This is a genomic window from Flavobacterium sp. XGLA_31 (assembly GCF_051547105.1).
Classification (GTDB): domain Bacteria; phylum Bacteroidota; class Bacteroidia; order Flavobacteriales; family Flavobacteriaceae; genus Flavobacterium.
This window is the reverse complement of the sequence record NZ_JBPTTM010000004.1, coordinates 168,184-189,680: the sequence shown is the minus strand read 5'-3', so window position 1 is coordinate 189,680 and position 21,497 is coordinate 168,184. Positions and strand designations below refer to the sequence as shown.

Here is a 21,497-nt window from a genome sequence, read left to right as displayed (position 1 = left end):
AATAAGTACAAATAACATTAATACGACTTGAATAACAATACTCCAATTAATTTTTTAAAAGATCTGAAAGGGTTTTGGTCTAAAATAAATATAGAATTTAGACTGGAAAACCTTGGGTATTTGCCAAGATGGCTGGTGCTTTTGTTTGATGTGTTGTTGTTGTTTATGGCTTCGTTAATCACGCTTTTGTTTTTCAGAGGGCTGCGATTACACTATGTGAAAAGCGATGTGTTTTTTGATGCTATGGCACTTTATTTCAGCATCAATGTTTTTTTCTTTTGGCTCTACCGAACATACTCGGGAATCATTCGACATTCCTCTTATGTAGATGCTTTAAAATTGTTTTTTGCTCAGTTTTTTTCATTTACCGTTTTGCTGGCAATAAACTATTATTTCTTTTTGTTTCACGACCGAAAATTATTTCTCAACACCGGATTAGTTATTAATGGGTTTTTATCGTTTTCGTTTCTGTTTCTGTATCGGGTAATTGTAAAACAAACCTATGAACGTTACTTCAATACCGGAGACAAAACCAACCTAACGAAAGCCTTAATCTTTGGTACCGATGCCAATGCGATTGCCTTGGCTAATGCCCTAAAGACTGAAATACCGAAACGATTTAAATTGGTTGGGTTTATTGAAAAATCGAATCAGAATACGACCAAGAGAATATTGGATGTGCCGATTTTGCACATGAAAGAAAGTGTTGCGCTACTTTTGAAAGAAACTAAAGCAACGGCACTGATCATTGTAGATAAAAATCTTTCCAAGTCAGAGCGTTCGCAAATAGTGGAAGATTGTTTGGAGTTTGATTTTAAGGTTTATACCATTCCTTTGGTGGCCGATTTGGAAGGGCAAAAGGAGATAACCAAAAGCATTAAGACCTTTGAAATTCAGGATTTGTTGGAACGCAAGCCTATAGTATTGGATAATAAGGCCATTTCTAAGCAGCTCAAAGGAAAAAAAGTGATGGTCACCGGAGCTGCAGGTTCGATAGGAAGTGAAATAGTGCGTCAGGTTTTAAGCTTTGAACCTCGAAAAATTATAGTGCTGGACCAGGCAGAATCTCCGTTGCATGAGTTGAGCCTGGAAATTATGAATGTCAATCCGAATGTGAAGATTGTCAATGTAATTTCTGATATACGGGTAAAAGAAAATATCGAACAGGTTTTTATGAAGTATAAACCTGAAGTGGTGTACCATGCGGCAGCATATAAACACGTGCCTTTGATGGAAGAAAATCCGGCACAAGCCATTTTTACCAATGTTATGGGAACTAAAAACATTGCTGATTTGGCTTTTGAACACGATGTGGAGCGCTTTGTTATGGTGTCTACAGATAAAGCCGTCAATCCGAGTAATGTGATGGGGGCCAGTAAAAGAATTGCCGAAAAGTATGTTCAGTCTTTGGACTATAAACTAAAAATGAAAAATGAAAACGGAATCAGTACCAAATATATTACTACTCGTTTTGGTAATGTATTGGGTTCCAATGGTTCAGTTGTGCCGCTTTTCACCAAGCAAATACAGGAAGGTGGGCCAATAACCATTACCCATCCGGAAATCATTCGTTATTTCATGACTATTCCCGAAGCTTGTCAGCTGGTGCTTGAAGCAGGAGCCATGGGAAAAGGAGGAGAGATTTTTATTTTTGATATGGGTGCTCCGGTTAAGATTATTGATTTGGCCCGAAAGATGATTCGTTTAGCAGGATTTATTCCGGAAAAAGATATTGAAATTAAGATAATCGGACTTCGTCCCGGCGAAAAATTATACGAAGAATTGTTGAATGATACTTCAAAAAATCTGCCAACCCACAATGAAAAAATACTTATTGCACACGAAGGCATAGTAAAATATGATGAGATAAATGAATTGGTTTTACAGCTCATCGATACGGCCAAGCAAAAATCCAACAATGCAATAGTAGCCAAAATGAAAAAAATTGTTCCGGAGTATAAAAGCCTCAATTCCATTTATCAAGAACTAGATGGAATGTAATGCTGTTTTCCCAAATCTTTTTAAAGTATTAGCCCAATTAATTCAGACTTCCTTGCTGAATTAAAAAATGGAATTGTAGATTTGCACGACCAAAAATTGAATTTATATACCGAATACCGTTAACAAATAAACCTGTTGAATTATGATTAAAAAGTTGTTTTTGTTATTAATCGCTTCCTTTTTTATCCAATCGTGTGCCAGTAAAAAAGACGTACTGTATTATCAGGATATAAAAAGTGATTCACAGGATAATATTAGCTATTTGAACAGTAAACTTCAGGTAAATGATATATTGTTCATTAAGGTATCCGCTTTAATTCCTGAGTCGGCCGAACCTTTTAATATTCAATTTAACTCAATGAGTAATATCAATATTGAGACTTATAAAATTCAAGGATATTTAGTGTCACAAAAGGGGTCTATCACATTTCCTATTTTAGGAGAGATTGAGGTAGCCGGAAAAAATGTTGAAGAGGTTCAGCTTTTAATTGCAAAAATGCTTAAAGACAACGGATATATAAAAGACCCTACGGTAAGCGTGCGAATAATTAACAGTAAGGTAACCGTCTTAGGAGAAGTGAAATCACCTGGGACTTATAGTTTTGATGAGCAAAACATTTCTTTAAACCAAGCTATTGGTTTTGCTGGAGATTTAACCATGAACGGGGTAAGAAAGGATGTACTTTTAATACGTGAAATCAACGGTACCAGAACGTATGTGCATTTAGATTTAACATCATCTAAATGGTTCAATGGTCCGTATTATTATGTAAAGCAAAATGATATTATTATTGTTAATCCAAACGGACCGAAAGTGATGACTTCGGGCTATTTAACAAATATAGGTAGTGTTTTAGGTGCCTTGTCTTTTGCTATTACCATCGTCTTTTTATTAAAAAAATAATTTATGGATAATCATAACGACTCAATTGATACCGGAAGTAACTTTAATATTATTGAAGAGTTTTTCAAATATTTCAGGTATTGGTATTATTTTTTAATTTCAGTAATAGTATGCTTTTTTGCCGTTAAGTATTATCTTAACCATACAATTTCCATATATGAATCCCAGACCAGTGTGAAAATTATTGATAATTCACAAAATAATTTTGCACTTCCGAGTACAGGATTATCTCTTTTTGGTCGATCAAAAGTAAATTTAGACAATCAAATAGAAGTCCTCAAATCGTACAAGTTACTGGAGCAGGTTGCTAAAAGTTTAAACCTGAATACCCAATATTATAAAGTGGGTTATTTTAATAATATAGAGTTATGGAAAAATCGTCCATTCAATGTAGAATGGATGAGTTCGTCTGTAACCATGGAAAATAAGGACATTGCTCTCGAAGTTGAGTTGGAGAAAGACGGATACAAAATTGTAGAAGTTAACGGCAATGATGATAATCGTTTTGTTCGCTACAATGAGGTACATACAATTAAGGGAATTCCGTTTCGTCTGTCTCTTCAGGTTGGGGCCAATCTTAAAAAAATCTACGGAAACAAATATTTGATTCAAAGGAGTTCATTAAATGCGTCGGTGGTTAATCTTTCCAGAGGATTGAAGATTGTCAACAAAAATGAAAATTCAGATATACTTAATATTTCAATCAGCGGTGCTAACAAAGATAAATCAGAAGCGATTTTGAATGAAATCGTTAAACAGTTTGATATTGATGGATTGAATGACAGACGATTAATTTATCAAAAAACAATCGAATTTGTTAATGATCGTTTTAAATCCATCGAAATTGATTTAGATTCGATAGAAACCAGAAAGGCAAGATATAAAAGTAACAATGAGTTGACCTTTATTGAAAGTGATGCTTCGGCGGTAACCGAAACTAAAATCAGCGCCAAAAATGATGTATTCCACATAGAAACTCAAATTGCGTTGTCTAAGCTTTTGGATCAGTCCGTTAGAGCCGATAAAAATCTGACATTGTTGCCAACCAATATTGGTGTTGAAAATACAGATATTAATGAGTCAATAAACTTTTTCAATACAGTGGTGCTTGAGCGTGATCGTTACTTGGTTAGTGCAGGGGAGCGAAACCCTAAAGTGATCATGGCAAATGAAAAGTTGGAAGATTTAAAAAATAACATTCTTAAAACCATAAAAGATTATCAGGAAGAATTAGAAGTTTCGCTTTCTAAGAATAATGATGTAAAACAAGCCACGATTGCTAAATTCAGTCATTTACCGTTTGATGAGAAAGTATTGAATGGTATTGAAAGAAATAAAAACATCAAAGAGGCTTTGTATATTCTTTTGTTACAAAAAAGAGAAGAAGCAGCGGTGAACTTAGCAATTACTTCATCATCTATAAAAGTGATTGATTATGCTTTAACCAATTCGGTACCGGCATCACCTAAACGGGCAACTTATATTATCGGTTCTATTATTGCAGGTTTGTTACTTCCTTTCTTGATTATTTATATCAGCTTTTTATTGGATGATAAAATTCACAATTCCGAAGATGTTTCCAAACTGGCCAAAGGAAAAATCATTCTTTCTGAAATACCACATATAGCGGATAGTGAAAAGCTTACTACCTTCAATGACCGCTCTATTTTGGGAGAGTCTTTCAGGATTCTCCGAACAAATTTGTCTTATGTACTGCCGCTGAAAGTAGATAATAATTTGGGACAAACCATTCTGGTATCTTCAACTGTTAAAGGGGAAGGGAAAACCTTTACCGCAATCAATTTGTCCATCTCTTTTGCTATCATGAACAAAAAAGTACTGTTGATTGGTGCCGATTTGAGAAACCCGCAATTACACCAGTATTTGGGTACTACTAAAAACGAGATAGGGCTACAGGATTATTTACATGATGTATCTGTTGATTGGCATTCTATCATCAAGAAAAACCAATTGGGCAACCCTAATTTAGACATTATTCTTTCCGGAAGTATACCACCAAATCCGGCTGAATTACTCTCAAACGGAAGAAAAGAAATGTTGATTAAAGAAGCGCGAAAAGAATACGACTTAATTATTATTGACAGTGCACCGACTCTTTTGGTTACGGATACACTTTTGATATCTCAATTCGTAGACGCTACTTTATACGTGGTAAGAGCTGACTTTACTCCAAAGAAATTAATTCCGTTCTCTGTGAATTTGAGCAACCGAGAGAAATTGAAAAACATGAGTTATGTAATCAATAATGTTGGATTGAATTACGGCTACGGTTACAAATACGGTTACAGCTATAAATACAAATACAACTACGCGTACGGTTACGGTTATGGCTACGGAGCTGATGAGGCTCAAGATAAGAAGTCATTTATAGACCGATTAAAAGGGCTATTCAATAAGCCTAAAAATGAGGTTTAAAAATTGAAAAAAGAGTTGTTTTGAAAGGCAGAAGGTAAAAACTTGTGATTTTTTAAAACAACTTTTTTTCTTATAAAATCCAGGTGTCGGCTGTGATGCACATCGGAACCCACAAAATCAATCAATCCTTTTCCCAGAAGGTAGTCAGCTGCTTTGGCTACATTAGGACCATAATAACCTGTTGCAGAAAGCATGTTCAGTTGAAAATCGCAACCGGCATCTTTTAGTTTGTGATATTCATTCAGATTGTGATGGTAAAAATTGTAACGTTCAGGATGAGCCAATACCGGTTTGTACCCCTGAGTTTGCAATTCAAAAAGTGTTTCAAACAACTGAAACGGAGGACTCAAATAAGACATTTCTACCAGAACGTAATTATCGCGCAAGGTTAGCAGTGGTTCTTTGGCAAAAAGTTCTCTGAAAGCGGCATCCATCATATATTCAGCGGCGGCTTTGAAATGGTTTTGTAATCCCGGAACTTTCAAATCGGCAATCGTTTTATCTTTTGTTTCCTGAATCCCTGCGGCCGTATTATTCCATACATCACTCATAATATGTGGTGTACTTATAAATTTTGAGAATCCTAAACTTTGTAAACCATCAATCAACTTAGCTGTAGTTTCAATGTTGGGTGACCCATCATCAATTCCAGGCAATAAATGGGAATGAATATCCACATATCCGTCGGGAATGAAGTCCATTAAAAAAGGCTTTGGCTTAAAAAAATGTATCAAAATGTTTACTTTTTAGGGTGCAAAATTAATCAATTAAAATTCGTTTTGTTCAATTATGTTGCATTACTGAATAAATCAACACTTTTGTTTTTGTAAGGATAGCCTAATTTATATATTTGCAAGTAGCACAAAAGGAAATTTTAACCCAAAAAACAAAATGGAAGGCAAAAATCAATCGCAAGATTGGGATTTAGTAATTAAGGGACACACGTCACTTTTTGATGTTAAATTCAAAGATGTTTGGAATTATAGAGATTTGCTTTTGCTGTTTGTTAAAAGAGATTTTGTCAGCTTTTATAAGCAAACGATATTAGGACCGCTTTGGTTTTTCATTCAACCTATTTTCACCACACTGGTCTTCACTTTTGTTTTCGGAAACCTGGCCGGCATCAGTACTGATGGCTTGCCACATCAACTTTTCTATTTGTCCGGAATTACCGCTTGGAATTATTTTTCTGATTGTTTGACTAAAACCAGTACCGTTTTTAAAGACAATGCCAATATTTTCGGAAAAGTTTATTTTCCAAGACTTATTATGCCGTTAAGTATAGTGGTGAGTAATTTGGTTCGTTTTGGGGTGCAACTTTTGCTGCTGATTTTAATGATGACTTATTATTGGTTTTTTCCGGTAGCCAATGCTGATTTTCACGTAACATCCGGGTTGTTTTTATTTCCGGTATTGATACTTTTAATGGCATTACTTGGGTTGGGAATGGGACTAATCATTACAGCAGTTACCACCAAATACAAAGACTTAACTTTTCTGGTTACCTTTGGTGTTCAGCTTTTAATGTATGCTACCACTGTAATTTATCCTTTAAGTGCTGCTCCGGTCGCGTATAAAAAGTATATTGAACTTAATCCCATGACCGGAATCATTGAAGCATTTCGTTATGCCTTTTTGGGAAAAGGAGAATTCACCGCCTGGAGCTTGGGTTATTCGACCCTAGTTACTTTTGTCATTTTATTTTTCGGTATCATTATATTCAATAAAACCGAAAAGAATTTTGTTGATACTATCTAATGAGTAAACCAATCATAAAAGTAGAAAACCTGTCCAAAGCCTATCAAATCGGACAAATCGGAACGGGAACAATCTCTCGGGATTTGGAACGCTTTTGGTTGACCAAAGTCATGGGTAAAGAAGACCCGTTTCTGAAAATTGGGCAAACTAATGACCGTAGTGTTAAAGGAGATAGTGATATTGTCTGGTCATTAAAAGATATCAACTTTGAAATCAATCAAGGGGAAGCAGTAGGTATTATCGGCAAGAACGGTGCCGGAAAAAGTACGTTGTTAAAATTGCTTTCTCGTGTTACCGCTCCAACTACAGGGTCAATAAAAGTAAAAGGACGAATTGCCAGTTTACTTGAAGTGGGAACCGGATTTCATCCTGAATTATCAGGGCGGGAAAATATCTATCTCAACGGAGCCATCCTGGGCATGCGCAAAAAGGAAATCACAAGAAAGTTGGATGAAATTATTGATTTTTCTGGTGTAGAAAGATATATAGATACGCCGGTAAAAAGGTATTCTTCAGGAATGTATGTGCGTTTGGCTTTTGCCGTTGCCGCACACTTAGAAAGTGAAATCCTCATTGTAGATGAAGTATTGGCTGTAGGAGATGCCGAATTCCAAAAAAAATGTTTGGGGAAGATGGGCGATATCAGTAAAGGGCAGGGGAGAACAGTTCTTTTTGTAAGCCACAATATGGCTGCTGTGAAGAGTTTGTGTTCCAGGGGTATTTTTTTAGAAAACGGTTTAGTTAAAAAAGATGACAGTGTAGAAAGGGTTGTAGCCGCTTATCTGAGCGGTGATTCGGAAGCTCAAAACCAAAAGACATTCTCAAGTAATTACGATAAAAAGGAGTTTACCCTGCATCAGATTAGTATCAATCCGGTTGATAATGAAGAGGAATATATTCTTGATGAGTTTCAGGAAATCGAAATTAACACCACCATTACGGTAAAAGAAATAGATCAGAGTCTTCATTTTACCTATGTGTTGAATAATGAATATGGTGAAGCATTATTTACTTTTTCACATACAGCAGCAGGGATTCAGTTACAATTGGGTATGAATAAGATAAAATGTTCATTGCCCAAGGGGTTCTTAAATATCGGTTCTTACTTTTTGTCTTTTTATGTTATTCAAAATGCCAAGAAAACAATTTTTGTAGAAAAAGATATTATGACATTTAATATACAAGAAGGGGAAAGACCGATAGGATCATGGATGGGTAAGGAGCCCGGATTTATTAAACCAGTTTTTGATTGGTCAAAAAAATAGCAATGAAAAAGAAAGGGAAAAAAATATTTTTCAAATTAACACAATCGCTTTTCAATAAGCTGGGTTATGAAAGAAAAAAGGGATTACATGAACGAGAATTCTACAGCAAAAAAATGTTGCTGGAAACTTTTTTTACCAATTTAAAAAGTATGGGATTGTCGCCAAAACACATCGTTGATGTTGGAGCCAATCACGGGACCTGGACCAGAGAAACCCTGCAGTATTTTCCGGAAGCACATTATACACTTATTGAACCGCAAGAATGGCTGCAACCGTCTTTTCAGGATTTGTTGGATGCCAATTCTAAAATAACCTACTTGCCGGTGGGTGCCGGTTCACAAAAAGGGTCGTTTAAGTTTACAATTGTTGACCGGGATGACAGTTGTTCGTTTCGGTACAGCCAAGAAGAAGCTGAAAAATTAGGACTTAAACAATTGGATATTCCTATCATAACCCTGAATGATATAGTAAATTCAAGTACTGCTCCTTTTCCGGATATTGTAAAAATTGATGCGGAAGGCTTAGATATTGAAGTGCTTAAAGGAGCCAGTGCTCTTTTTGGGAAAACAGAAGTATTTATGGTAGAGGCCGGAGTAGTTATCAAGGAATTCGAAAACAGCTTTTTGAAAATGATTAATTTTATGGATGAAAAAGGCTATCGGTTGTTTGAGATTACGGATTTGAACCGACCATTCCATCCAAAAGTTTTGTGGTTGGTAGAACTCGCCTTTGTTAAGAAAAACGGAATTATTGATTCCTATAAAATTCAATAAAAAATGATTAATGTAACCAAAACGTTTTTACCACCCATTGATGAATACCAGCACCATGTTCAACGTGCCTGGAAAAATGAATGGTTAACAAATCGTGGTGAATTGGTTTTGGAGTTAGAGGAAAATTTAAAAAAGTACCTCTCAGTTTCAAATATTATTATTACCAACAACGGAACCATTCCTTTGCAAATTGGAATGAAGTTGTTGGGAAAAGGAGGCGAAATCATCACGACGCCTTTCTCTTATGTGGCCACTACGGCGGCTATAGTTTGGGAGAATTGCACTCCTGTTTTTGTAGATATTCACCCGGAATACCTGACGATTGACGAAACCAAAATAGAAGCAGCAATTACTCCAAAAACTACTGCAATTTTAGCCACCCATGTTTTTGGAAATCCATGTCATTTGGAAGCCATTGAAGCCATCGCCTTAAAACACAATTTAAAAGTTATTTACGATGCCGCTCATTGTTTTGGCGTAACCTATAATCAAAAATCTGTTTTTGATTTTGGAGATATGAGCACTTGCAGTTTTCACGCCACCAAATTATTCCATACCGCTGAAGGTGGTGCTATGTTTTGCAATGATGCAGAGTTGTTCAAACAGTTGTATTACAGTCATAATTTTGGACATAAAACCAATATAGACTTTCACGGGATTGGTATTAACGGGAAAATATCAGAATTGCAGGCAGCCATGGGGTTAGCGGTATTGCCTCATATGGATTTGATTTTGACAGAGAGAAAAAAAGTGGTTGACTATTATAACCTGCATTTGAATTTTTCAAAACTAAAAGGACTTAGAATTCGGGAAAATACCCAATGGAATTACAGCTATTATCCAGTGATTTTTGAAACCGAATCGGTACTGCTCGAGGTAGAACAAAAGCTGAATGCACTCAAAATTTTTCCAAGAAGATATTTCTGCCCGTCACTGAATACCATTGAATTTACCAACGGAAAACCGATGCCGATTTCGGAGAGTATCGCTTCGAGAATCTTGTGTTTGCCTTTATATGTTGGGTTATCCACTCCGGAATTGGACCTTATTATTGCAACTATCAATACCAATCAATAATGAAACTGGCGGTCATGCAACCCTATTTGTTTCCGTATATAGGCTATTTTCAGTTGATTAATGCCGTGGATAAATTTGTGGTTTATGACGATGTGAATTTTATCAAACAAGGTTGGATAAACAGAAATAATATACTCGCGTCAGGCAAGCCGCTGTTATTTTCGGCTCCCTTAAAAAATCAAAGCTCTTTTCAAAAAATCAATGAAACAGAACTTAATGAACGGTTGTATGATTCTTGGGCCAAAAAGTTTCTAAAAACAATAGAACAGAATTATAAAAAAGCACCTCATTTTGAAACTGTCTTTCCATTGCTCAAAGAGGTATTGGAAACAGAAGAAAAAAAAATAGCTCAAGTTGCGGTAAACGGACTGAGAATGGTAGTAGATTATCTTGGAATTGATACAGAAATAGTAGATTCTTCAGTGAAATATCACAACCAAGAGCTGCATTCCCAAGCCAGAATTTTAGATATTTGTGCTTTGGAAAATGCCAGCCAATACATCAATCTGTCAGGAGGTATGGCTTTATACTCCAAAGAAGATTTTGCAGCAAAGGGAATTGCGCTGCATTTTATTCAAAACGAGAAGATAACATATCGACAGTTTACGGATGATTTTGTGCCGAATTTGTCAATTATAGACATATTAATGTTTAATAACATTACTGAAATACAAGGGTTTTTAAACCAATATAAATTACTGTAGCAATGGAGAAGATAATCATATTCGGTGTGAGCCAATTGGCCAGTTTAGCACATTTTTATTTTGAGCATGATACCCCGCATCAGGTGGTGGCTTTTACGGTTGACAGAGATTATATTGAAGAAAATGAATTCAGAGGCTTGCCCGTTGTGGCATTTGAAGATATAGAAGAGAAGTATCCGCCTTCAGAATTCAAAATGTTTTTGCCTATTAGTTTCAAGCAAATGAGTTTTTTGCGCAAAGCGAAATATGAAGAAGCCAAAGCCAAAGGATACCAATGTGTGAGCTATGTGTCATCAAAAGCAACTACTTGGCCCGATTTGAATGTTGGAGAGAATTGTTTTATTTTCGAAGATAATACCATACAGCCTTTTGTTGAAATAGGTAATAACTGTGTGCTTTGGAGCGGCAATCATATTGGGCACCATACGGTAATTAAAGACCATGTTTTTATTACGTCTCATGTTGTAATTTCAGGCTGTTGTGAAATAGGAGAGAACTCTTTTTTTGGCGTCAATGCCACCGTACGGGATGAAACCATAATAGGAAAAGGTTCTTTGATAGGAATGGGAGCCATTATTACTAAAGATACGCCGGAGTTCAGTATTTGGCTTGGGGCCAAATCAACAATGCGAGAAGGGAAAAGTATCGATATCGACAGTATTTCTCATAAAACCAAAGGATAGTTATGTGGTTAAAAAAAGGGGTTCTGTTGTATGTTGACCATTTCAATGATTGGATGATTTCACATGCCTGTGTGCCAACGGCAATACAAATAGATGCAGATACCATCCGAATTTATTACGCTCCCCGCAACCAAAAGGGGAAAAGCATTCCAACCTATTTTGATGTTGATGCCCATAATCCGGAGAAAGTGAAATACATACACGACAAACCGATTTTAGAATTGGGTCAGCTCGGTACTTTTGATGATGATGGTATTATGCCCTGTTCGGTAGTTCGAGTTTCTGATACCGAAATGTATTTGTATTATGTAGGTTGGAATCCCAGTGTTTCCGTGCCTTATCGCAATGCCATCGGATTAGCAGTCAGTCATGATAACGGATCAACGTTTAAAAGAGTTTTCCAGGGAGCCATCGTTGAGAGAAATCAAAATGAACCGTTCTTTACGGCTTCACCTTTTGTTTTGAAAGAAGGCGATAAATGGCACTTGTGGTATGCTTCTTCAACGGGATTTGTTAAGGTAAACGGAAAGCCCGAACCGTTATATGAAATCAAATACGCTCACTCAACTAACGGAATTGATTGGGTGAGAACTAATATTACCTGTATTCCGCCTTCAAAAGAATATGAATGTACGGCCAGACCAACGGTTGTAAAAGAAGGCAACGTATATAAAATGTGGTTTACTTTCAGAGGTTCTTTTGATTATCGAGACGGGAAAGACAGCTATCAAATTGGTTATGCTGAATCTGAAGACGGTATAAATTGGTTTCGGGATGACCAAAAAAGCGGTATCGGATTGTCTGAAACCGGTTGGGATTCAACCATGCAAACCTATCCGTCAGTCATTGTGATTGGAAATAAAAAATATTTGTTTTACAATGGTAATGGTTTTGGAAAAACCGGTATTGGCTGGGCAGAATGGAAAGAGGTATGAGAAAAAAAGTGAGTTGCCATGTGATTACTTATAATCAGAAAAATTATATAGCGCAGTGTATTGAAGGGATACTGATGCAACAGGTTAATTTTTCTTTTGAAATCATCATTGGTGACGATAATTCGACGGATGGAACCCGGGATATTTTGCAAAAATATGCCGAGAAGTTTCCCGAAATCATAAAATTAAATCTCAGACAAGTGAGAGGAACCGGAATTCCCGGTAAAGAAAACTTTGTCACAACACTCGCCATGTGTACTGGAGAGTACATTTCGTTGTGCGACGGAGATGATTATTGGACCGACCCGCTAAAACTTCAGAAGCAAGTTGATTTTTTAGAAAAAAACAGCGACTATGTTCTGTGTTTCCACCAAGTTAATATACTCCAACCGAACGGATCTATACACGAAGATTTTATTACCATTGTTCCCGATGAACACGAAACTTTTAAGGATTTAGCCCTTTCTGGGAATTACATACATACTCCTTCTGTAGTTTTCAGAAATATTATACAACCGCTTCCTTTCGAGTTTGAGTATGCCCCGATAGGTGATTATTTTATTTACATGATATTGGCTCAACATGGGAAATTGAAGTATTTAAAAGAAACCATGGCCGTTTATCGTTATGGTGTCGGGGTTTACTCGGGGGCCAAAACGTTGCAAAATATCAAAAGCAATTTGAAATTATTTACCTTACTGCTCTCATATCATACCGATGAAGAAATAAAGAAAATCATATGGACACGACAGCAAAGAGCTGCAGGCGTGCTCGAAGATTTTTTGAAAGGAGAAGAAAAAGTTCTTTTTATTACCAAAAACCAATGGAAAAGAATTTTTAAAAAAATCAAAAAAAGTGTGGGATGATTATGTTGGCAGTCGTAATTCCATATTATAAAATAAACTACTTCGAAACTACCCTACAGTCTTTGGCAAACCAAACTGACAAAAGGTTTACGGTTTACATTGGTGATGATTGCAGTCCCGAAGGGCCCAATGAAATTCTAAAAAAGTATGAAGGGCAATTCCAGTTTGTCTATAAAAGATTTGATTCAAATTTGGGAGGCATTTCTTTACCGAAACAATGGCAACGCTGTCTCGATTTGGTGAGAGAGGAAGAATGGATTTTATTGTTGGGTGATGATGATGTTTTAGGCGAAAATGTGGTAGCAGCTTTTTACCAATCTTTAGATACCATACAGCAAAATAATTACAATGTAGTTCGGTTTGCGACCCAAAAAATTGACAAAGATACTCGCTCGTTCTCCGAGGTGTACAAACATCCCGAAGTTGAAAAATCAACAACATTTTTGGCTCGGTTGTACTCCGGTGGCAGCAGAAGTTCATTGAGCGAATATATTTTTAACAAGCAAAAATTATTTAAAATAGGGATAGCCAACTTTTCTTTAGGCTGGCACTCAGATGTTACACTGGTACTGCGTTTGTCTGATTTCAGGGAAGTCTATACAATTAACGGCGCTTTGGTAATGGTCCGAATCAGCGAGGAAAGTATTTCGGGTTCGGTGCAATACCAGAAAGAAAAAAGGAAAGCCGATGCTCAGTTTGGAGTCTTTCTTGTACACCATTTAAATCGATTTGAAAAATCAGAAAGAGAATTGTTAATCGCCCGAATGGAAATTAAATATTTGAATAATATGAAGGCTTTTCGTTTCGGATTTGCTATCTTTTCCTATTATTTAATTAATTTTAAATTTGGTGATGCTCTTTCGCTTTGCCGTAAAGTTTTAAAAAAAATATAATTCATGCGCTCAGGATTCAATCCGGAAAAAATAAAAGAAGAAAAGAATGTCCTGAAACCCCACAGAGTAGTGGTGGTTTTCTATATTCCGGAGATAGAAAGCGATTATTACAGAGAAGCCGGTAAAGTCTTGGATGTTTGTTTGGATTCCCTAATCAAAACCATCAATCCCGAAACGACTAACATCACCCTAATCAATAACAATTCCACTCCCAAAGTTGAGGCTGTCGTTGAAAAATACCGTTCTCATCTCGATAAATATGTGTTTTATAACGAAAACAAAGGGAAAGTTTTTGCGGTCCTAAATGAAGTCCGTGGCGTTTTCGAACCTTTTGTAACCATCACCGATTCGGATATGTTATTTTATTCCGGATGGGAAAAATCGGTTTTTGAAGTATTTCGACAATTTCCGCAAGCCGGCGTGGTGAGTCCTATTCCGTTGCCTTACCTTACATTTCATTACAATCAGAATGTCTTTGGTTTTCCTTCGTTTTCAGGTCAGATACAGTATGGCAAATTTGTAGACGATGAAGACATTGAGCTGTATTTAAAAGGAACCAATTTGCCGAATCTGATTAACAGAAAAGCCAAATACAACTGGAAAGAAAAACAATTTGTCTTGAAGAAGAAAAATGGTTTTACGGCTGTAATAGGTGCCTATCATGTAGTTTCAACCTACCGTACGGACCAGTTTCGCAATGTGTATACCTTCCCGGAATTGAAATTTCAGAATTCTTATGAAACCAATTTTATTGACTGTCTGGCCAATCCAAATGGGTTTTTCCGGTTGTCAACCATGAAAACCTTTGCCTATCATATCGGAAATAATTTGGATGATGTTGTGGAAAAACACCAATTTGATGATAGCCTGTTGATTTCTCCCGATGAAATTGATAAAGTGGTGAAAAAACAACACTATTCAAGCTGGTATATTTTATGGAATCGATTTATTGGTAAATTGTTGATAAAACATTTATGGAATAAATGAAATTAGATTATTTTCGAACCAATCCAAAAAAATAACTCATAAACAGACAATGATTTCTCAAACAAAGAAAGTTTTAATTTGTTTTGGCACCAGACCGGAAGCCATAAAAATGGCACCTCTTTTTCATGAGTTAAAAGGCAATCCCAATTTTGAAGTCAAATTGTGTGTTACGGCACAACATCGGAAAATGTTGGATCAGGTACTGCAGTTTTTTGAAATCGTACCCGATTACGATTTGAATTTGATGAAAGAAAATCAAACTCTAAACAGCCTAAGTGCTACAATTTTGGCTGGTATGGATGCCGTTTTGGTTGCAGAAAAGCCTGATGTGGTTTTGGTTCATGGAGATACTACAACTTCCTCAATGGTCGCTTTGGCGGCATTTCATCGCAATATAAAAATAGGTCATGTCGAAGCCGGATTAAGAACTTACAATAAAAAAGCACCTTTTCCGGAGGAAATAAACCGACAAATCACAGGCAGAATAGCTGATTTTCATTTTGCACCAACGCTTTTAGCTAAAAATAATTTACTGCAAGAAGGAATCGATAATGAGGATATTGCGGTGACGGGAAATACCATTATTGATGCGTTGTTATGGACCCAAAAGAAACTGGACGGTGGTTTTACCAATCGGCAAATTGAGGATTTCAAATTTCTTCAAAACAAAAAATTCATTTTGGTAACGGGACATCGCAGAGAAAGTTTCGGGCAAGGGTTTATTGATTTTTGTGAAGCTTTGAAAACCATTGTTAAGGAACAAAATTGTCATGTTGTTTTTCCGGTACATCTCAATCCGAATGTTCAAAAACCGGTAAACGAATTGCTGGGAAATGATGACAATATTCACCTGCTGGAACCTGTAGACTATCCGGTAATGGTATGGCTGATGAAAAACTGTAGTTTGATTATTTCTGATTCGGGCGGTATTCAGGAGGAAGCTCCTACATTCAAAAAGCATATTTTGGTTACCCGGGAAGTTTCCGAAAGACCGGAAGGAATTCAGGAGGGTTTTTCTACTTTAGTAGGAACCAACAAAACGCTGATAATACAAAAAGCAAAAGAATACTTAGGTAAAGGTTTTGAACCGACAAACCAAAACCCTTATGGAGATGGCAATGCTTGTAAAGCCATAGTGAAATATTTATTACATTCGCAGGTATGAAGATTTTAGTCATATCAGAGTCGATAAACATTGAAGACAGTAGTGCCTCTAAGGTAAATGTGGCTTTAATTACCAATTTGAAAAAGGCCGGTTTTACAATTAAGGTTTTGCATTATTCTCATAAAAAAATTGATTTAGACGGTATCGAGTGCCTTTTGATTAAAGAAAATAAATTTGGGTTGTTGTATTTACTTTCCCGAGTGGTAAGGGTTTTTCAACGGTATACCCATATTTACATCAATAGAGATATTGAAAAAATATTTGGTTTTTCGTTTACCCATACCAACGATACCAACAGCATTGTACGCGGGATAAAAAAAGAAAACCAATTCAATCCTGATTTGATTCTGACATTGAGCAAAGGAGGTAGTTTCAGACCTCACAGAGCCATGTTAAAACTCCCGAAACTACAATCCAAATGGATGGCTTATATCCATGATCCTTATCCTTTTCATATGTATCCCAGACCCTATAATTTTGTAGAGAAAAGCTATAGTCATAAAGAAAAGTTTATGCGATTGGTTTCAGAAAAATCCAAGTTTATGGCATTTCCTAGTTTGTTGCTCAAAGAATGGATGCAAAGTTATTTTCCTGCTATAGCTGATAAAAGCGTGATAATTCCACATCAAATTAATTTGAGTCAGGAGATGGCATCACTTCCCGATTTTTTTGATAAAAACCAGTTTTCATTATTACATGCTGGGAATTTGTTGAAACAAAGGAATCCGAAGTTTTTATTGAAAGCCTTTCTCATTTTTTTGGAAAACTACCCAGACGCAAAGGCTAAATTGTATCTGATAGGCAATCACGACAGTCATAAAGAATTGCTCAGTAAATATGCTAATCATCCTGATATTGTTGTTCAAAAACATCTGGAATATAACATTGTTCAGGCTCTTGAAAACAATGTTTCTGCCAATATTATTCTGGAAGCCATTTCGGAAATCAGTCCGTTTCTGCCCGGTAAATTTCCTAATTGTGTTGTGGCCGACAAGCCCATTGTTATTTTGGGACCTTACTATAGTGAGGTGAGACGATTGCTAGGCAATGATTATCCGTATTGGTCAGAAGCCAATGATGAAAAAGCCATAGAGAAAATCATTACGAATCTCTATAAAATATGGGAAACAAAACCTGAAAGTTTGGCTTTAAACCGCAAAGATTTGGTTGATTATGCTACAGAGTTGTATTTGAAAAGTACCATAGAAAATCTGAATTGGCATGAGTCAAACTAAATTTTCCATACTGATTACCACCAAGGATAGACGAGAGGATTTAGTCTTTACACTGCATAGAATAAAGCATTTGTTTAGCAAAAATGTTTCCTGCGTTGTTTTTGACGATGGTTCATCCGACGGAACTTTTGAAACAGTGCAAACCCAATTTCCTGAAATTACACTCTACCGCAATCAAGTTTCCAAAGGGTTAATGTATTGCCGCAATGTTATGCTCAATGAAACCGATGCTGATTTTGCTGTTTCCCTCGATGATGATGCCCACTTTTTGACGGACAACCCTATTGAAATCTGTACCGATTATTTTGAGAAACATCCGGAATGTGCATTAATAGCCTTCAGAATTTTTTGGAGCAAAACAGCTCCGGTTTCCTTTACTACTACTGAAACTGTTCAGAAAGTCAAATCCTTTGTTGGCTGCGGTCATGTTTGGCGTATGACGGCTTGGCGTCAAATTGCCAATTATCCGGAATGGTTTTTATTTTATGGAGAAGAGAGTTTTGCTTCTTTGGAATTAACGAAAAGGAAACTGGAAATCCATTATGTGCCCGAAGTTTTGATTCAGCACCGTGTTGACCTAAAGCAAAGAGCCACGGAGGTCAAAGATTTTGCCGTTCGGTATCGGAGATCGGTTCGCGCTGATTGGTACATTTTTTTCTTGTTTTATCCCATCAGCGAAATTCCTAAAATGCTGGGTTATTCGGTTTGGATGCAGTTTAAATCTAAAATTTTCAAAGGTCATTTTAAAATAATCGGCCCTTTATTTTTGGCATTTTTAGATTTACTTATATCGTTCCCGAAGCTCCTGAAGCAAAGAAATGCACTCACTCTTCAAGAATATCAAGACTACCTCAAATTAAACGAACCCAAAGTATATTGGATACCGGAAAAATAGTTATTTTTACTGTCATTTGAATACTTTTTTGATGAGAAATATTGCTGTTATTCCTGCTCGTGGTGGTTCCAAAAGATTACCGAACAAGAATATTTTACTGCTTAATGACATTCCTTTATTGGCTCACAGCATTAGGTATGCGCAGCAAAATAAAGCTATAATTGACGAAGTTTTTGTTTCAACCGATGATGCGGCTATCAAAGAAATAGCAATGCAATATGGGGCTAAAGTCATTGACAGGCCGGAAGCTATTTCGGGAGACTTCGAACCCACAGTTTCCGCAATGAAACACGCTGTTCAGAGTTTGAATAAAGAAGTAGAAAATGTGATTTTATTGCAGCCCACTAATCCGTTACGTCCCGAAAATTTATTAGCAAATTGTTTCGAAAAGTTTTCAACCACAGGGGCTGATAGTTTGTTTACTGTAAGTCGAAATCATCATAAATTAGGTAAAATTGTTGACAATACTTTTATCCCTTTCAATTATACCATCGGGCAGCGAAGTCAGGACCTGGAACCATTATATTATGAAAATGGATTGCTGTATATCAGTAAAGCTGAGTTAATCCTGAATGACCAAATCATCTCTAATAACGTGATTCCTTATCAAATGAGTGACTCATTTCCCATTGTGGATATTGATACTCCGGAAGATTTTGAATATGCTGCCTATCTTATAACTAAAAAAACAACTGAAAATAAACCATGAATCCATATGTAGAAATTGCGGGAAGAAAAGTCGGCCCGGATTATCCGCCATTAGTCATTGCCGAAATCGGAATTAATCATGAAGGTTCGTTGGCTGTAGCCAAAGAAATGGTTGATGCAGCGTTTCGGGCCGGTGTAGAAGTAGTCAAACACCAAACCCATATAGTTGAAGACGAAATGAGCGGAGCCGCCAAAAAAGTAATTCCCGGCAATGCCGATGTTTCGATTTATGAAATTATGGAAAGATGTTCACTCAACGAAGCTGACGAATGGGAACTCAAAAATTATGTAGAAAGTAAAGGGATGATTTTTATTTCCACTCCTTTTTCAAGAGCTGCCGCCGAAAGATTGCGAAAATTTGACACTCCGGCTTACAAAATCGGTTCTGGTGAGTGCAATAATTACCCTTTGTTAGAACACATTTGCAGCTTTGGCAAACCGGTTATTCTGAGTACTGGGATGAACACTATTGAAAGTGTACAAAAGGCGGTTGCAATTTTTGATAAACATCACATTCCCGTAGCTCTCTTACATACGACTAATTTATATCCAACGCCTGTACATCTGGTGCGTTATGGCGCGATGACCCAATTGCATGAGGCTTTCCCGGATAAAGTTTTTGGGCTTTCTGACCATACCTTAAACAATAATGCTTGTTTGGGTTCGGTCGCTTTGGGGGCTAGTATTTTGGAGCGTCATTTTACAGATCACATGCAACGCACCGGTCCGGATATAGTGTGTAGTATGGATGAAAAAGCTTGTGCCGAACTTATTGTAGGTTCTAATGAAATATGGCAAATGCGCGGTGGAGATAAAGTTCCGGCTAAAGAAGAGCAAGTCACAATTGATTTTGCTTTTGCTACGGTTTGCGCTATAGCTCCGATTAAAAAAGGAGAGGTGTTTACCAAAGAAAATATTTGGGTAAAAAGACCGGGAACCGGAAAAATTTTGGCAGAACATTTCAATGATGTACTCGGAAAAACAGCCGCACATGATATTGAAGATGATGCACAATTAACATGGGAAGATGTTTCGTAAATTAAAAAGATGAAAAAAATTCTATTCCTGACAGGTACCCGAGCCGATTTTGGAAAAATAAAATCGCTGATTCAAATTTTGGAAAGCCGTCCGCAGTTTGAAGTTTTTGTATTTGTCACCGGTATGCATTTGCAAAAAGAATACGGTTATACGTTGTTAGAAATTGAAAGATGCGGTTTTAAAAACGTGTATACTTTTGAAAATCATACCCATGAGACGACTATGGATTTGACTTTGGCAAAAACCATTGAAGGCTTGTCAAAACATTGTGCAGCGGTCTCTCCCGATATGATTGTGGTGCATGGTGACAGGGTAGAAACCTTGGCCGGAGCTATCGTTGGGTCGCTAAACAACATATTGGTTGCCCATATTGAAGGCGGTGAATTATCAGGAACAGTAGACGAATTGATTCGCCACAGCGTCAGCAAATTAAGTCATATACACTTTGTTTCCAATAACGAAGCCAAAAAACGATTGCTTCAGATGGGCGAAATGAAATCCTCTGTTTTTACCATTGGTTCTCCCGATGTGGATATTATGTTTTCTGCGGATTTGCCGAGTTTAGAAAAGGCAAAAACCTATTATGAAATTGAATTTGAGAATTATGCAGTGGCTATGTTTCATCCGGTGACCACAGAAGCCAATGAAATGGAGTCATATGCCCGTCATTTTGTAGACAGCTTGCTCAGTGATAATCACAATTATATTGTCATTTATCCCAATAACGATTTAGGAAGCCAAAGCATTATCAATGAATATCAAAAAATGAAGGACAATGCCCGGTTCAGAATTTTTCCGTCATTGCGTTTTGAATATTTTCTGACTTTGCTAAAGCATTCCAAGTTCATCATTGGCAATAGCAGTGCTGGTATCAGAGAAGCACCCTACTATGGTATTCCGATAATTAATATTGGCACACGCCAGCAAAACAGAGCTTTGCACGCAGATATCATCAACGTTGACTATGAAGCAGATTCAATTAAAAAAGCATTGAAGAAAATTGACACGCACCAAGTGATGGAAGTAGCACACAGTTTTGGTAAAGGAAACAGTGCCGAATTGTTTTTGGAAAGTTTATCCGATGAAAAGATCTGGAGCATCAATCACCAAAAACAATTTAGGGATATTTAACTTTTTTAGCTTGCTTTGCAAAGGAAAAAAGAATGATTTTAAA

Annotated in this window: 21 protein-coding genes; 19 read left to right on the top strand and 2 right to left on the bottom strand. The window is 36.7% G+C overall.

Features of this window, described 5'->3' with window-relative positions; genetic code table 11:
- Positions 1–27 precede the first annotated feature (27 nt).
- From ACSVH6_RS09655 to ACSVH6_RS09645, 3 genes are all read left to right on the top strand, one after another.
- The gene (locus ACSVH6_RS09655) at positions 28–2,001 is read left to right on the top strand and encodes a polysaccharide biosynthesis protein (protein ID WP_438077894.1); all 1,974 of its coding nucleotides are present in this window, start codon (positions 28–30) and stop codon (positions 1,999–2,001) included.
- 142 nt (positions 2,002–2,143) lie between these two features.
- Positions 2,144–2,905, top strand: coding sequence for a polysaccharide biosynthesis/export family protein (locus ACSVH6_RS09650; protein WP_438077892.1), 762 nt, complete (start codon positions 2,144–2,146; stop codon positions 2,903–2,905).
- Positions 2,906–2,908: 3 nt separating this feature from the next.
- Positions 2,909–5,341, top strand: a complete 2,433-nt coding sequence (locus tag ACSVH6_RS09645) for a GumC family protein (RefSeq protein WP_438077891.1) — start codon at positions 2,909–2,911, stop codon at positions 5,339–5,341.
- Here the strand turns inward: ACSVH6_RS09645 and ACSVH6_RS09640 are convergent.
- A complete protein-coding gene (locus ACSVH6_RS09640; RefSeq protein WP_438077889.1) occupies positions 5,338–6,042 on the bottom strand; it encodes a tyrosine-protein phosphatase in 705 nt (234 codons plus the stop codon). The genes ACSVH6_RS09645 and ACSVH6_RS09640 overlap by 4 nt on opposite strands.
- Before the next feature lie 190 nt (positions 6,043–6,232).
- Between ACSVH6_RS09640 and ACSVH6_RS09635 the strand changes: the two genes are divergently transcribed.
- The 13 genes from ACSVH6_RS09635 to ACSVH6_RS09575 are packed head-to-tail and all read left to right on the top strand — an operon-like array spanning position 6,233 to position 18,577.
- Positions 6,233–7,099 carry an ABC transporter permease gene (locus ACSVH6_RS09635; RefSeq protein WP_438077887.1) on the top strand — a complete coding sequence of 289 codons (867 nt, stop codon included), beginning with the start codon at positions 6,233–6,235 and terminating at the stop codon, positions 7,097–7,099.
- The gene (locus ACSVH6_RS09630) at positions 7,099–8,364 is read left to right on the top strand and encodes an ABC transporter ATP-binding protein (RefSeq protein WP_438077884.1); all 1,266 of its coding nucleotides are present in this window, start codon (positions 7,099–7,101) and stop codon (positions 8,362–8,364) included. The genes ACSVH6_RS09635 and ACSVH6_RS09630 overlap by 1 nt, the downstream gene beginning before the upstream one ends.
- 2 nt (positions 8,365–8,366) lie before the next feature.
- On the top strand, positions 8,367–9,137 hold the full coding sequence (locus ACSVH6_RS09625; RefSeq protein WP_438077882.1) for an FkbM family methyltransferase: 771 nt from the start codon (positions 8,367–8,369) through the stop codon (positions 9,135–9,137).
- Positions 9,138–9,140: 3 nt separating this feature from the next.
- Positions 9,141–10,214, top strand: a complete 1,074-nt coding sequence (locus ACSVH6_RS09620) for a DegT/DnrJ/EryC1/StrS family aminotransferase (RefSeq protein ID WP_438077880.1) — start codon at positions 9,141–9,143, stop codon at positions 10,212–10,214.
- Positions 10,214–10,918 carry a WbqC family protein gene (locus ACSVH6_RS09615; protein WP_438077878.1) on the top strand — a complete coding sequence of 235 codons (705 nt, stop codon included), beginning with the start codon at positions 10,214–10,216 and terminating at the stop codon, positions 10,916–10,918. The genes ACSVH6_RS09620 and ACSVH6_RS09615 overlap by 1 nt, the downstream gene beginning before the upstream one ends.
- A 2-nt stretch (positions 10,919–10,920) precedes the next feature.
- Entirely contained in the window at positions 10,921–11,601 is a 681-nt protein-coding gene (locus ACSVH6_RS09610) for an acetyltransferase (RefSeq protein ID WP_438077876.1), read from the top strand.
- Positions 11,602–11,603: 2 nt separating this feature from the next.
- A complete protein-coding gene (locus ACSVH6_RS09605; RefSeq protein ID WP_438077874.1) occupies positions 11,604–12,536 on the top strand; it encodes a hypothetical protein in 933 nt (310 codons plus the stop codon).
- Positions 12,533–13,402, top strand: coding sequence for a glycosyltransferase (locus tag ACSVH6_RS09600; RefSeq protein ID WP_438077872.1), 870 nt, complete (start codon positions 12,533–12,535; stop codon positions 13,400–13,402). The genes ACSVH6_RS09605 and ACSVH6_RS09600 overlap by 4 nt, the downstream gene beginning before the upstream one ends.
- Positions 13,399–14,295, top strand: a complete 897-nt coding sequence (locus ACSVH6_RS09595) for a glycosyltransferase family 2 protein (RefSeq protein WP_438077870.1) — start codon at positions 13,399–13,401, stop codon at positions 14,293–14,295. The genes ACSVH6_RS09600 and ACSVH6_RS09595 overlap by 4 nt, the downstream gene beginning before the upstream one ends.
- A 3-nt stretch (positions 14,296–14,298) precedes the next feature.
- On the top strand, positions 14,299–15,282 hold the full coding sequence (locus ACSVH6_RS09590) for a glycosyltransferase family A protein (protein WP_438077868.1): 984 nt from the start codon (positions 14,299–14,301) through the stop codon (positions 15,280–15,282).
- Between the two features lie 49 nt (positions 15,283–15,331).
- Entirely contained in the window at positions 15,332–16,447 is a 1,116-nt protein-coding gene (gene wecB, locus ACSVH6_RS09585) for a non-hydrolyzing UDP-N-acetylglucosamine 2-epimerase (RefSeq protein ID WP_438077866.1), read from the top strand.
- A complete protein-coding gene (locus ACSVH6_RS09580) occupies positions 16,444–17,682 on the top strand; it encodes a UDP-glycosyltransferase (protein WP_438077864.1) in 1,239 nt (412 codons plus the stop codon). The genes wecB and ACSVH6_RS09580 overlap by 4 nt, the downstream gene beginning before the upstream one ends.
- On the top strand, positions 17,669–18,577 hold the full coding sequence (locus ACSVH6_RS09575; protein WP_438077862.1) for a glycosyltransferase family 2 protein: 909 nt from the start codon (positions 17,669–17,671) through the stop codon (positions 18,575–18,577). Before ACSVH6_RS09580 ends, ACSVH6_RS09575 begins: the two co-directional genes overlap by 14 nt.
- A gap of 12 nt (positions 18,578–18,589) precedes the next feature.
- Here ACSVH6_RS09575 and ACSVH6_RS09570 read toward each other — a convergent pair whose 3' ends face one another.
- Positions 18,590–18,649, bottom strand: coding sequence for a hypothetical protein (locus tag ACSVH6_RS09570; RefSeq protein WP_438078023.1), 60 nt, complete (start codon positions 18,647–18,649; stop codon positions 18,590–18,592).
- On the opposite strand from ACSVH6_RS09570, the gene ACSVH6_RS09565 reads away from it, so the two are divergent.
- From ACSVH6_RS09565 to neuC, 3 genes are read left to right on the top strand one after another with little or no spacing between them, the layout of a single operon-like run.
- On the top strand, positions 18,627–19,286 hold the full coding sequence (locus ACSVH6_RS09565; protein WP_438078021.1) for a cytidylyltransferase domain-containing protein: 660 nt from the start codon (positions 18,627–18,629) through the stop codon (positions 19,284–19,286). The genes ACSVH6_RS09570 and ACSVH6_RS09565 overlap by 23 nt on opposite strands.
- The gene (locus ACSVH6_RS09560) at positions 19,283–20,323 is read left to right on the top strand and encodes an N-acetylneuraminate synthase family protein (RefSeq protein WP_438077860.1); all 1,041 of its coding nucleotides are present in this window, start codon (positions 19,283–19,285) and stop codon (positions 20,321–20,323) included. The genes ACSVH6_RS09565 and ACSVH6_RS09560 overlap by 4 nt, the downstream gene beginning before the upstream one ends.
- A 9-nt stretch (positions 20,324–20,332) precedes the next feature.
- A complete protein-coding gene (gene neuC / locus ACSVH6_RS09555; protein ID WP_438077858.1) occupies positions 20,333–21,454 on the top strand; it encodes a UDP-N-acetylglucosamine 2-epimerase in 1,122 nt (373 codons plus the stop codon).
- The last annotated feature ends 43 nt before the right edge of the window (positions 21,455–21,497 follow it).